General features: G+C 54.0%; 10 protein-coding genes. 4 read left to right on the forward strand and 6 right to left on the reverse strand.

The genetic code is table 11. From position 1 onward, the window contains the following. Nucleotides 1–30: 30 nt before the first annotated feature. Nucleotides 31–1,524 (forward strand): SulP family inorganic anion transporter, encoded by a 1,494-nt coding sequence (locus ACQYWX_RS11820; protein WP_431688905.1) that lies wholly within the window; start codon nucleotides 31–33, stop codon nucleotides 1,522–1,524. Then, a complete protein-coding gene (locus tag ACQYWX_RS11825) occupies nucleotides 1,524–2,387 on the forward strand; it encodes a universal stress protein (protein ID WP_431688906.1) in 864 nt (287 codons plus the stop codon). Before ACQYWX_RS11820 ends, ACQYWX_RS11825 begins: the two co-directional genes overlap by 1 nt. Before the next feature lie 97 nt (nucleotides 2,388–2,484). On the opposite strand, the gene ACQYWX_RS11830 is transcribed toward ACQYWX_RS11825, so the two are convergent. After that, a complete protein-coding gene (locus ACQYWX_RS11830; protein ID WP_216735870.1) occupies nucleotides 2,485–3,555 on the reverse strand; it encodes a 3-deoxy-7-phosphoheptulonate synthase in 1,071 nt (356 codons plus the stop codon). 757 nt (nucleotides 3,556–4,312) lie between these two features. On the opposite strand from ACQYWX_RS11830, the gene ACQYWX_RS11835 reads away from it, so the two are divergent. Together ACQYWX_RS11835 and ACQYWX_RS11840 are read left to right on the forward strand one after the other, a co-directional pair. Next, nucleotides 4,313–6,118, forward strand: a complete 1,806-nt coding sequence (locus tag ACQYWX_RS11835; protein WP_253938189.1) for a DUF1631 family protein — start codon at nucleotides 4,313–4,315, stop codon at nucleotides 6,116–6,118. A gap of 3 nt (nucleotides 6,119–6,121) precedes the next feature. Next, nucleotides 6,122–6,541: a PilZ domain-containing protein gene (locus ACQYWX_RS11840; RefSeq protein ID WP_216735871.1), complete on the forward strand. Its 420-nt coding sequence runs from the start codon at nucleotides 6,122–6,124 to the stop codon at nucleotides 6,539–6,541. Between the two features lie 71 nt (nucleotides 6,542–6,612). Here the strand turns inward: ACQYWX_RS11840 and ACQYWX_RS11845 are convergent, their stop codons facing one another. The 5 genes from ACQYWX_RS11845 to ACQYWX_RS11865 form a co-directional block, all read right to left on the reverse strand. Continuing rightward, a complete protein-coding gene (locus ACQYWX_RS11845; protein ID WP_431688907.1) occupies nucleotides 6,613–7,683 on the reverse strand; it encodes an alpha/beta fold hydrolase in 1,071 nt (356 codons plus the stop codon). Nucleotides 7,684–7,940: 257 nt separating this feature from the next. Beyond that, entirely contained in the window at nucleotides 7,941–8,723 is a 783-nt protein-coding gene (locus tag ACQYWX_RS11850; protein ID WP_127969873.1) for an enoyl-ACP reductase FabI, read from the reverse strand. A 257-nt stretch (nucleotides 8,724–8,980) separates the two neighbouring features. Next, nucleotides 8,981–10,570: an ABC transporter ATP-binding protein gene (locus tag ACQYWX_RS11855; protein ID WP_431688908.1), complete on the reverse strand. Its 1,590-nt coding sequence runs from the start codon at nucleotides 10,568–10,570 to the stop codon at nucleotides 8,981–8,983. A 13-nt stretch (nucleotides 10,571–10,583) separates the two neighbouring features. Beyond that, complete coding sequence (locus tag ACQYWX_RS11860) at nucleotides 10,584–11,615, reverse strand: ABC transporter permease (protein ID WP_431688909.1); 1,032 nt, start codon at nucleotides 11,613–11,615, stop codon at nucleotides 10,584–10,586. Nucleotides 11,616–11,618: 3 nt separating this feature from the next. Further along, complete coding sequence (locus tag ACQYWX_RS11865) at nucleotides 11,619–12,704, reverse strand: microcin C ABC transporter permease YejB (protein WP_216735875.1); 1,086 nt, start codon at nucleotides 12,702–12,704, stop codon at nucleotides 11,619–11,621. Nucleotide 12,705 lies beyond the last annotated feature (1 nt).

Raw genomic sequence — 12,705 nt, forward strand, 5'->3', positions numbered from 1 at the left:
GCTCCGCTTCTGATCGTTCGTGGAACAAATATGTTGTTACTTTCAAAAAAACATGACTGGCTGGGAAATGTGCGAGCCGACCTGCTGGCCGGACTGGTGGTTGCGCTGGCGCTGATTCCTGAAGCGATTGCGTTTTCCATTATCGCTGGCGTTGACCCCAAAGTAGGGCTGTACGCGTCTTTCTGTATCGCCATGACTATCGCTATCGTCGGCGGCAGGCCTGGTATGATCTCCGCCGCCACCGGCGCCATGGCGTTGCTGATGGTGGATTTGGTGAAAGTTCATGGCCTGCAGTACCTGCTCGCAGCCACCTTGCTGACCGGCGTATTGCAGATACTGGCCGGGTATCTGAAACTCGGGCAGTTGATGAGCTTTGTTTCACGCTCGGTGGTGACGGGCTTCGTCAATGCGCTGGCGATTCTTATTTTCGTATCGCAATTGCCGGAGCTGACCAACGTCACCTGGCACGTATACGCCATGACCGGGGCGGGACTGGCCATCATTTATCTGTTCCCCCATGTACCGGTGATTGGTAAGAGCCTGCCGTCGCCATTGGTCTGCATTCTGTCCATGACCGCGGTGGCGGTGCTATTTGATCTGGATATCCGTACGGTAGGCGATATGGGCAAACTGCCGGATACGCTGCCAATCTTTCTGTTCCCCGACGTACCCTTGAACTTTGAAACGCTGGCGATCATTTTCCCGTTTTCCGCACCCATGGCGGTGGTGGGATTGTTGGAATCTTTGATGACAGCGACCATCGTTGACGACCTGACCGACACAAAGAGCGAAAGAAACCGTGAATGTAAGGGGCAGGGCATCGCCAATATCGTCGCAGGGCTGTTTGGCGGCATGGCTGGGTGCGCCATGATCGGTCAGTCGGTGATAAACGTTAAATCCGGCGGCCGCGGCAGGCTATCTACTTTCGTGGCGGGCTTTTTTCTGCTGGTGATGATCGCTTTCCTGGGGCCTTGGTTGTCGCGTATTCCCATGGCGGCCTTGGTGGCGGTCATGATCATGGTGTCTATCGGTACTTTCAGCTGGGACTCCATCATTAATCTGAAGAAGCATCCGCTCTCCACCAATATCGTGATGATTTCTACCGTTGCCATGGTCATCGCGACTCATAACCTCGCTTACGGCGTTTTTCTCGGTGTGTTGCTGGCGGCGTTGTTCTTCGCCAATAAAGTCAGCCACTTCATGTATGTCGAAACCGCCTTGAGCGAAGACGGCGCTCAGCGCACCTATCGGGTGGTGGGGCAGGTGTTTTTTAACTCATCCGACAAGTTCGTCGCCAACTTTGATTTCAAGGAAGCCGTGGACAAAGTCGTCATCGACCTGCATCGCGCGCACTTCTGGGATATCTCCGCCGTTTCTGCGTTGGATAAAGTAGTGATAAAGTTCCGCCGGGAAGGGGCGGATGTCGAGTTGATCGGCCTGAACGAGGCCAGCGAGACAATTGTTGACCGCTTCGGCGTGCACGATAAGCCCGAAGAGATCGAGAAAATCATGGGAGGTCATTAATGGATAACAATAACAACACGGTGTTGGCCTGTATCGACGGCTCCAACTTCAGTCGCGCCGTTTGCGATTACGCCGCCTGGATAGCGCAGCGTGTCGGCGCGTCCTTGAAGCTGTTGCACAACATCGAACATCGCGAAGCGCCCGCTGTGTCGGATCTGACCGGCAGCATTGGTCTGGGCAGCAGAGAGAAACTCCTGGCGGAGCTGACCGACCTGGAGCAGCGTCGCAGCAAGATTTTGTTGCAAGAAGGCAAACTGATGCTGGAGGCGGCGAAAGAAAGAGTGATCGCCGCTGGCGTCAGCGATCCTATCGTCAACCAGCGTCACGGCGGTCTCACCGAGGCGCTGATTGAGCTGGAGGACGATATCGGGGTGCTGGTGATGGGCATTCGCGGCGAAGAGCATGAGAGTCAGGCGGGCCGCGTTGGTGCCCACCTGGAAACCATTATTCGCTCCTTGCATCGTCCGGTGCTGGTGGTGAATGGCGAATTCAGCGCGCCTCAGCGCATCATGCTGGCGTATGACGGCAGCGAAGCCGCCGGCAAGGCGTTGAATATGGTGGCGGAAAGCCCGCTCTACAAAGACCTGCGTTGCCATGTCGTGCATGTCAGTCGCGACGGCAAGGCCAATGAGCAGGTGCTGGAGCAGGCGGCGCAACGTTTGCGGAACGCCGGCGTTGATGTCGTCACGGCCAAGCTGACTGGCGCAGTGGAGCAGGAATTATGCGACTACCAGCGTCAGCACGATATCGATTTGACTGTCATGGGCGCTTACAGCCATACCCGTCTGCGTGAACTGCTGCTCGGCAGCTTCACCGCCAAGATGCTGACAATGACGCAAAAGCCATTGTTATTGCTGCGCTAGGATTTCCTGGAGAAACAGGGATAGTTTGAACAGGATGATTTAAGAAAGAGGGAAGGCGTCCGCCTGTGCGGCGGACGCGAACTTTCTGACCCGCCGTCTAGATACGCTTTGGTAAAACGTCTTTCAGCTTGTCGTGCATGTCGCGCAGGGCCTTTTCTGTGGTGGCCCAGTCGATACAGGCGTCGGTGATGGAGACGCCATATTGCAGATCCGCCAGATCGGCGGGGATTGGCTGATTGCCGAAATGGATATTACTTTCCACCATCACGCCCACGATAGACTTGTTGCCTTCCATGATCTGATGAGTGATGTCCTGCATGACCAGCGGCTGCAGTGACGCGTCCTTGTTGGAGTTGGCGTGGCTGCAATCCACCATGATGGCTTCGCGCAGTTTGGCTTTCTGCAGTTCCTTCTCGCACAGTGCGACGCTGACGGAGTCGTAGTTCGGCTTACCGCCGCCGCCGCGCAGCACCACGTGACCATAAGCGTTGCCTTTGGTGCGGATGATGGCGACTTGTCCTTCCCGGTTGATGCCCAGGAAGGAATGCGGATGCGAGACGGAGCTCATGGCGTTAACCGCCACAGTGAGGCTGCCGTCGGTGCCGTTCTTGAAGCCGATAGGCATGGACAGGCCGCTGCTCATCTCACGGTGAGTCTGAGACTCAGTGGTTCTGGCGCCGATGGCGGACCAGGAGATGGTGTCCTGCAGGTATTGCGGAGAAATCGGGTCCAACGCTTCCGTCGCGGTAGGCAGGCCCATTTCCGCCAGCTCCACCAGCAGTTGCCGTCCCAGGTGCAGGCCTTTCTCGATTTCGAAGGAATCATCCAGGTTGGGGTCGTTGATCAATCCTTTCCAACCGATGGTGGTGCGCGGCTTTTCGAAATACACGCGCATAACCAGATAGAGAGTGTCCTTTAATTCGTCCGATAACGTTTTAAGTTTCTGCGCATACTCTTTGGCGGCCGCCACGTCGTGAATCGAGCAGGGCCCGACCACTACGAACAGACGGTGATCCTTGCGATCAAGAATATTGCGGATGGTTTCGCGACCCTCGATTACGGTTTGACCCGCTTGTTCGGACAGAGGGATGTCGCTCTTAAGCTGGTCAGGAGTAATGAGAATCTCCTGACTGTTTACATTTACGTTTTCAATCTGATTTAAGGACATGCTTGATCCCTACTTGATTTCCCGTGTCAGCACTCCAGGCGTCAGGCGAACTTCGCTTGTGGGAAAAAGAGTTCGTCAGGTCCCCGATGGCGCTGGTTTGATTTGATCCCGCCGGCGAACCCCGCGGCGCGGCCGGGCCCGGGCAGGACAAGAAGAATAGCAAGCTTGCCGGCGTTAGCCTATAGATGAATCGAGGAAATTCAGCGCGCAGTGGGAGTTTGCGGGCGGTTTAACCGCAGAATGGGAACCCGGAGACGGAATTTTCCGTCTCCGGTAGGGTCGGCGTTAGCCGACTATAGGCAACACTGGGGCAAATAGGGGAATTCGTCCAATGGACGTCTGTCCCTGCGCCGGTCAGTGCTGCGACGCTCAAGGTTTTTGATCCTGGGCGCGTTCGATCCCGGTTGGTTGCGACGCTCTCTGCGGCGGCGATCTTCGCAAAGGTTATACATCGAGTCCTCCTTGTTATTCACTGCTGTTCGGTCTTGCGGGACTCTGCTTTAAAGCATAACAGTATTACGTTTGTGAGGTCATATTGATTGGTCATAAGAGCGGTCTGTACAGAATTGGCGGTTATAGGCGACGCGCATGAAATATCTGTCAGGCGCGACCCGTCCGCGACAAATCCGACTATACTTTTAGAGTCGTCCGGACATTTTTAACCTCGCGTTTTTATTCCCCTCTAACACCGGACCGCTTCGGCCCGGATCTCGCTGATGCGGCTGTCTTGAAAAGATGGGTTGCGTGCAAAAGGTACATGATGGAGCAAGCTGAAGTTACAGTAGAAGCCCTTTCCGCGGCCTTGGTCAGACTGGAGCTTCCAGAGACGAAAGAAATCTTTTCTTTTCTTGGCGACACCGCCGCGCCGCCGCAAATCGACAGAGAGCGCCATGAGGTGGCGGATAAGCTGGCCAGCGTCAGCCGGGAGAAGCAGGAAAACCTCAAAGGCGTGGTGCTGGCGCTCAATAAAGAACTTGGCGGATTGGACAGAACGCTGGTCAACTGCCTTACTTTCATCGACCGCGCGGCGGAGCGCTGGGAAAACGCCAGCCCCCTGGACCCATTCGTAAAGAAGACGCTGCTGCGTCGTAAATACATATTCGCCGCCTTGCTGCTGGATCAACCGGAATTCGTCATCAACGAAGAGCACCCGGTGGCGCGCCTGCTGGCGTTGGTGGAAAAGCTGTTCATGGGATGGGAAGAGGGCGGAGGCCAGCCGCCGCCCTTTGTAATGAAGTCCCTTTCCGCGCTGACGCATCTGCTGGATGACGACAACTGTCTCAGCTCCGACGAGCAGCGTCGCGCATACGACGCCTTGATGGCGGAGTGGCAGCGGGAAAGTCAGCGCCGTCATCAATTGGAAAAGCGCCTGATTGAAACTGAATTGGGGCTCGATAATGCATGGTATATCCACCAGAAGGCCGCGATGGCGGTGAATCAGTCAGCGGAGGGGGTAGAGCTGCCGGAAGTGGTGGTGCAGTTCATGAAAGGGCCCTGGCTCGACTCCATGCGTCTGGTGCTGTTGCAGGAAGGCGAAAGCAGCAAACACTATTCGATCATGCGTAAGCTGTGCGATCGCATTGTGTTCACATTTCGCGGCGATCACACGGCCGCCAGCCAGCAGAAGTTATACACCTTCGCGGGACTGATCGTAGAGGAGCTGGAGAAACATCTGGTGAGCCTGAGCCACAATCCCAACGATGCGGAGCAGACCCTGGCCTGGCTGGAGGATATCCTGATGAGCATCGTCAAAGGTCAGGATGTGGAGCGGGTGATGTTCACGCCGGCTCCCACGGAGCTGGATGAGGTCAGAGATCAGTTGCAGATTGACGAACTGGCGCTCACGGAATTGCGCGGGGGCTGGTTCAACCGGTTCGACAAAGTATGCAAGTTTCTGGTCTATCTGCCGGGGCAGAAAGTGGTGGTTTGGGGCGACTATAACGGCAGAAAAACGTCGATGGAGCCCATAGAGGATTTGATCAAAGACAAGAATGAAGGACGCCTGCAGGCGTTCGATGGCTCGACGCGCATTCAGCAAGTGTTTTATGAGCTGGCCAGGGAGTATATTGTCTGGGATCGGGCGCAGCGTTTGCGTCAGCAAAGTTTGCTGGCGAAGGAAAAGGCGCTGCGTAAGGCGGCGCAGGAAAAAGCGGAAGCTGAAGCCAAGGCGATCATCGCTGCGCGGGAAGAAGCCGCCAGAAAGCTGGAGCAGGAACGCCTGGAGGCGGAGCAGGAGTTGCTCCGGCGGGAGTTGGAAGAGCAGGAAAGAAAAGCCCTGGAGAGACGTCAGCAGGCGCGTAATGCGATAGACGGCCTCAAAGTGGGGGGCTGGGTGCAGTTGCAGAAGGGAGGCGAACCTGTGCGCTGTAAGCTGGGCGTACGTTTGAACGCCACGGACAAGCTGATATTTGTAGATGATTTCGGGATGAAAATAACAGAAATGAAACGTGATGAGGTTGTGGACCACATTCTCGACGGGCTTTTTGAAGTGTTGGGAGCGGGTGTGGAAATGGAAGAAAGGTTGTCCCGCGCCTTGGGCAGAATAGGCATTGCGAAGAGGTGACGTATGTCGGTGAAAGAAAATCCCCTGGACGATAACCAGCGCACGGAGCCGCGTCTGCCGCACAATGAAGTGATTTATGTGGAGATCATGACCCCTGGCGCGGTGGAAAGCGACGATCTCAATCCGGCGGTGCGGGCGACCGAGACGGTGGATATCTCCGCCAACGGGCTGCAAGTGCGTATTCCAGAGGCGCTGCGAGTCGGGGCCATCTTGCAGATATGCATCCTGCGGGAGAAAACCGGCGACAAGTTTCATCTTACCGCCGAAGTGAAGTGGCGCAAACGCTTGCCGGGAACTTATGGATATATGACCGGATTGGCGCTGTTCGAGTCCGAAGAGACCTCCATCGTCGAGTGGAAACTGGCGGTGTCAGCCATGTTTTCCGATGAGGACGCCGACCACGCGGATCACGTCACCCACTGAGGATTTGTAATCCTCGGGGTGACGGGATGGTTATGGCGTCGTCGCCGGGAGAGGGCGATGCGCAGAAGGCGTCAGATGCCCTCCATCGGCTCGAAGCCACCGTCGCCCTGCAGAATGGATTCCAGCTCCTCAATGGAAGGCTCGCTGCGTGTCGGCGCCTGCTGCAGGTCTGACAGGAATACGATAGCGTCCTGCACAGTCTGGTAGGCGATCTCCTCCATGGGCACGTGTCCTACCCCGGGATAGCTGATGAACTTGATGTTTCTGACGTCCCCGCGCCAGCGCTCCGCCAGTTTTATGGGAACCCAATGATCCGCTTCTCCCCACATCAATAGTGTCGGCGAGCGAATGTCCGCGAAGGGAAGGTTGCGTTGCTCCGCCGCGGCTTCTTTCATGATGCGCATGGTGCGCACGTAAATCTTCCTGGCGCCGGGGCGCTGGGACATGTGTACGTATCGATAGAGATTGTCCTGGCTGATGCGCTTGGGATCGCCATAAACCTGCTCCACATTGCGCGTCACTAATATGGGCGGTTGCACATAGTTGGCCAGCGTTCCCACCACCGGCATGGTGGCCAGATCAAATACTCCTGGCGTGTGTTCCTGTGGGTAGCCTACCGGGTCAATCAGAATGAGTTTTTCCACCTGTTCTGGATGCTCCGCGGCATAGCGGGCGGAAAGATAGCCGCCGAAGGAGTTGCCCGCCAGACTGAATCGAGTCAGTTCCAGTTGTCTGATGAACTTGCTGAAACGGATATAAACGTAATCTTCATCGAAGTCGTCGGCGTCTTCCGGCCCCCCGGTCAGGCCATAACCGGGAAGATCCAGAGCGATGACGCGGTAGTTCTTGCGCAACTCCTCAATCCATCCTTCCCAAGTATGTAACGACGACATGATGCCGTGCAGCAACACAATGGTCGGACCCTCGCCGACGTCGCGATAGTGAATCTGCAGGTCGTCCACTTCCATGAAGCGGGAGTCTTTATCCGCGTATTGCTTCTTTAACTCTTTCAGGGGAATGTCTGCGACGCCCAGGGCGTTGGCGAGAGTGGGACTGGCTTTGAGAGATGGCTTGAGGCCGGCGCAGCCACTGAGCCCGACGACGAATAGAAGGCAGAACGACAGTAAGAGCTTCCTGTTCATATGCGGCTGAAATACTCCTGGTGTGGATTTTGTTTTTATATGCGTTGCGCGGTGGGAGCGTCATGTCCCGAGATAACAAAAGGTTACATTAACCCTAATGCGGGACTCATACAGTGACGTGGTGCTGAAAACCAATACGCGCCTGTGGGATAAGGGTCTTGGAGAAAGCTGACGAAGAGAGGTTAAGAAACGGCGAGACGTTTAAACAAGGAGCCGGCATGATCCGGCTCCCCAGTATTGCAGTCAGCAGCGATAACTTATTCGCCGCCTCTGGCGGTAATGTTGAAGCCGCCGTCCACGTACATGATTTCACCGGTTACGCCGCTGGCCAGGTCAGAGCACAGGAACAGCGCGGCGTTGCCCACTTCATCAATGGTCACGTTGCGACGCAGCGGGGTCTGCTTCTCGTTTTCCTGCAACATCTTACGGAAGTCCTTGATGCCGGACGCCGCCAGAGTGCGGATGGGACCTGCGGAAATCGCGTTGACGCGAGTGCCTTCCGGCCCCAGGCTGCACGCCATGTAACGGGTGTTGGCTTCCAGGCTGGCTTTGGCCAGACCCATTACGTTGTAGTTGGGGATAACGCGCTCTGCGCCCAGATAGGTCAGAGTCAGCAGGCTGCCGTTGCGGCCTTTCATCATTTCGCGGGCGCCTTTCGCCAACGCGACGAAGCTGTAGGAGCTGATGTCGTGGGCGATGCGGAAGCCTTCGCGAGTGGTGGCGTCCACGTAGTTGCCGTCAAGCTCGTGGCCTGGCGCGTAACCGACGGAGTGCACCAGAATGTCGACGCCGTCCCAATGCTGGCCGAGGTCTTTGAACAATTGTTCGATTTCAGCGTCGCTGCTTACGTCGCAGGGAAATGTCAGCTTGGAGTCGTATTCCGCGGCGAAACCTTCCACCCGGCCCTTGAGCTTATCGTTCTGGTAGGTCAGGGCGATTTCAGCGCCTTCCCGATGGAAAGCGTCAGCAATACCTTTGGCGATGGATAATTTACTTGCAACACCGACGATCAGTGCTTTTTTTCCGCTTAGTAATCCCATTTTTCTATCCTGTAGTTATCTTCAGAGAGACCTTCAAGCTGTTTATGAATAAACGGCCGATGATTGTATTTACTTAAGCTAACATCCAAAACTTATTGTCGGCTGAAACATTAAATATTTTCTTACTAATCACGGCGACGCTTCTATGAGTCTTTAGTATGACAGAAAAAGGCGCGCCGTGGCCCGTCCCGCAACGCCCTGGGAGCATTTAACGGGACGAGGGAGGGCGCGCTGGTATGAGATGTAGCCGCTTTGTATTAATAAAAAGCAGTTTCCAATAATTTGCGTGTGTAGGGCTGCGTCGGATTGGCGTAAATGGCGTCGCAGTCGCCAGCCTCCACCAACTCACCGCCCTGCATGACCACGATACGATGACAAAGGGCTTTCACGACTCGCAGATCATGGCTGATGAACAAGTAACTGAGATGATGCTCTTTCTGCAGTCGCTGCAACAGCTCGATGACCTGCTGCTGGATGGTGCGGTCCAGAGAAGAGGTGGGTTCGTCGAGAATCAGCAGCTTGGGTTTCAGCACCAGCGCGCGGGCGATGGCGATACGTTGTCGCTGTCCGCCGGAAAACTCATTGGGGTAGCGATAACGCCATTCCGGATCAAGCTCCACTTCCCGCATCGCCTCAATCACGCTTTGCTCGCGGCTGGCTGCGTCGCCGATTTTATGGATTTCCAACCCCTCGCTGATAATCTCCTCGATGGTCAACCTTGGGCTGAGAGAGCCGAAAGGGTCCTGGAAAATAACCTGGATCTCCCGACGAAGAGGCTTCAGGGATTTGCTGTCCAGCAGGTCTATGCGCTGGCCGTTGTAGTTGATGACGCCTTCGCTGTTTTCCAGGCGCAAGATACTGCGCCCCAGCGTGGACTTGCCCGAGCCGCTTTCGCCTACCAGTCCGACGGATTCTCCGGGCAATATGCTCAGGCTGATATTGTTCACGGCTTTGATGTGGTCCACCGTGCGCTGGAAGACGCCTTTTTTAATCGGGAACCAGCATTTCAGTTCTTTTACTTCCAGGATGGGCGTCTTATCTGTTGCGATTTGGGGTGGCGTTCCATGAGGCTCCGCCTCAATCAGCTTTTTCGTATAAGGGTGAGAAGGATTAGAGAATAGCGCCTGAGTTTCTCCCTGTTCGACAACATTGCCTTTTTCCATGACAACAACATAGTCAGAAAGCTTCCTCACAATGTGCAGGTCGTGAGTAATAAACAGGACAGACATATTCATCTCTACCTGCAGCTCACGGATCAAATCCAGAATTTGCGCCTGTATGGTAACGTCCAGCGCCGTAGTTGGTTCATCGGCGATCAATAATTTGGGCTTGTTGACCAGCGCCATGGCGATCATTACGCGCTGTCTTTCCCCGCCAGAAAGCTGATGCGGATACGCATTGAGTTTTTGTTCCGGATTGCGGATGCCGACTTTATTGAGCCAATCCAGCGCCAGCTCCATGCACTGTTTTTTGGTCAATCCCTGGTGTCTTTCAATGGTTTCCGAAATCTGCCGATGAATCTTATGCAGTGGGTTGAGAGAGGTCAGAGGCTCTTGAAAGATCACGCTTATCTCATGGCCGCGCACTTGTCGCATCCGAGACTCCGGCGCGCTGATCAGGTCTTCTCCTTGCCAGAGAATCTTGCCGCTTTTGAATTTGAGAGGAGGGGAGTTCAGGAGCTTGAGTATCGACAATGAGCTAACGGACTTGCCGGAACCGCTTTCGCCTACTAGCGCCACAGTCTGTCCCGCCTTGATATCAAAGCTGACGCCATGGACCACCTGATTTTCTTTGCCTCCCTGGGCAAAGCTAAGAGTCAGGTCTTGCATGCTTAAAATTGTATCCATGAGACTCTCTCGGTTAGTAGCTGGTGCGTGGGTCAAGGGCGTCTCTGACAGCCTCTCCAATAAAGACCAATAAGCCCATAAGTAGCGCGAGAACAACGAAGGCAGTGATGCCCAGCCAGGGGGCCTGTAAGTTAGCTTTGCCCTGAGCCAATAACTCGCCTAAAGAGGGGGAGCCGGCTGGAAGGCCGAAACCCAGGAAGTCGAGCGTAGTGAGCGTTTCCACCGAGCCTGATAGTATGAACGGCATAAATGTCAGCGTGGCCACCATTGCGTTAGGTAAGATATGTTTGAACATGATTCTCCTGTCGCCCATGCCCATTGCTCTTGCTGCGGTGACGTACTCAAAGTTCCTGCCACGTAAAAATTCTGCTCGTACCGCGCCAACGAACCCCATCCATGTGAAGAGAAGAATGAAACCGAGCAATACCCAGAAAGTAGGCTCAATGATGCTGGCCAGAATAATCAGGAGAAACAGCGTTGGCATACTCGCCCAGATTTCGATAAAGCGTTGGAAAAACAAGTCTATCTTGCCGCCGTAATATCCTTGCATCGCCCCCGCGATTACTCCAATGATGGCGGAGATAATGGTTAAGCTAAAACCAAATAAGACAGATATTCTGAATCCATAAATCACCCGGGCTAATACATCTCGCCCCTGATCATCGGTTCCTAACAAGTTTTTTGTGCTAGGAGCGCTTGGAGCGGGAGAATCCAGATCATAGATGATTGTTTTATAGCTGTATGGAACCAGCGGCCAAATCATCCACCCTTTATCGTCAATCAGCTTTGCGACATATGGGTCTTTATAGTCCGCTTCGAACTCGAATTCTCCACCGAACTCTGTTTCCAGATAGGTGTTCCAAATTGGGAGGTAATAGCTGTCGTCATACTTTACGAGGATGGGTTTGTCATTGGCGACAAGTTCTGCGAGTAGACAGAATAGGAATATGAACAGAAAGAGCCAAAGTGAGTAAAAGCCCATTCGATGAGATTTGAATGCTTGCCAGCGCCGCGCACTTTTATTGCTGAGCTTGAATGACGCCATTAGCTAGCCCCTTTTCTCGAAGTCAATTCTGGGGTCAACCCAGGTATAAGTAAGGTCGGATATCAGTGATATCAGAAGCCCCATTAAAGTGAAGATATAGAGAGTGCTGAATACAATGGGGTAATCGCGTTGGGTAATTGCTTCAAAGCCCAAGAGTCCGATTCCTTCAAGAGAGAAAATCACTTCAATAATGATTGAGCCGGTGAAAAAGATTCTGATAAATGCGCCGGGAAACCCCGAGATAATAATTAGCATGGCGTTGCGGAATATGTGTTTATAAAGCACTTCCCGCTGAGTGAGCCCCTTTGCCTTAGCGGTCATGACATACTGCTTGTTGATCTCATCCAAAAATGAGTTTTTGGTTAAAAGGGTTAGTGTTGCGAAGCCGCTGATAACCATCGCCAAGACAGGCAGAGTTATATGCCAGAAGTAATCCAGAATCTTATTGGGCCAAGATAAACTGTCCCAGTTTTCGGAAACCAGGCCACGCAGTGGAAACCAGTCAAAGTAGGTGCCGCCTGCAAATAGAATTACCAGCAAGATAGCAAACAGGAAGCCTGGAATTGCGTAGGCAATGGAAAGTACGCTGCTGGTCCATCTATCAAATTGATGTCCATTTCTCAGGGCTTTTGAGATGCCAAGAGGAATGGAAATCATGTAAATAAGTAGAGTTGTCCAAAGTCCAAGTGAGATGGTGACGGGCATTCGCTCTATTATAAGGCCAACAACGCTACCGCTTTTGAACAGGCTATCGCCAAAGTCGAACATCACATAGCTTTTCAGCATATTCCAGTAACGTTCGTGGATTGGCTTATCAAACCCGAAGCGTTTCTCTATCTCTGCTATGACCTCAGGGTCTAAACCTCGCGCTCCGCGGTATTGAGAGCTTTCACTGGCTGCTGACCCTACATCCTGTTGGTTAGCGCCAGATATTTTATCCAGTCTGCCTCCTTCAAGTGACATGGCTTGGGCCATGGCCTGATCTACTGGGCCTCCGGGGGCTATCTGGATAATGAAAAAGTTAATGGTGATGATCGCCCAAAGGGTGGGGATCATCAGTAGGAGTCGTCTTATTATGTAAGCGGCCATA

Origin of the sequence: Hahella sp. NBU794, assembly GCF_050749805.1 — a bacterium.
Lineage (GTDB): Bacteria > Pseudomonadota > Gammaproteobacteria > Pseudomonadales > Oleiphilaceae > Hahella.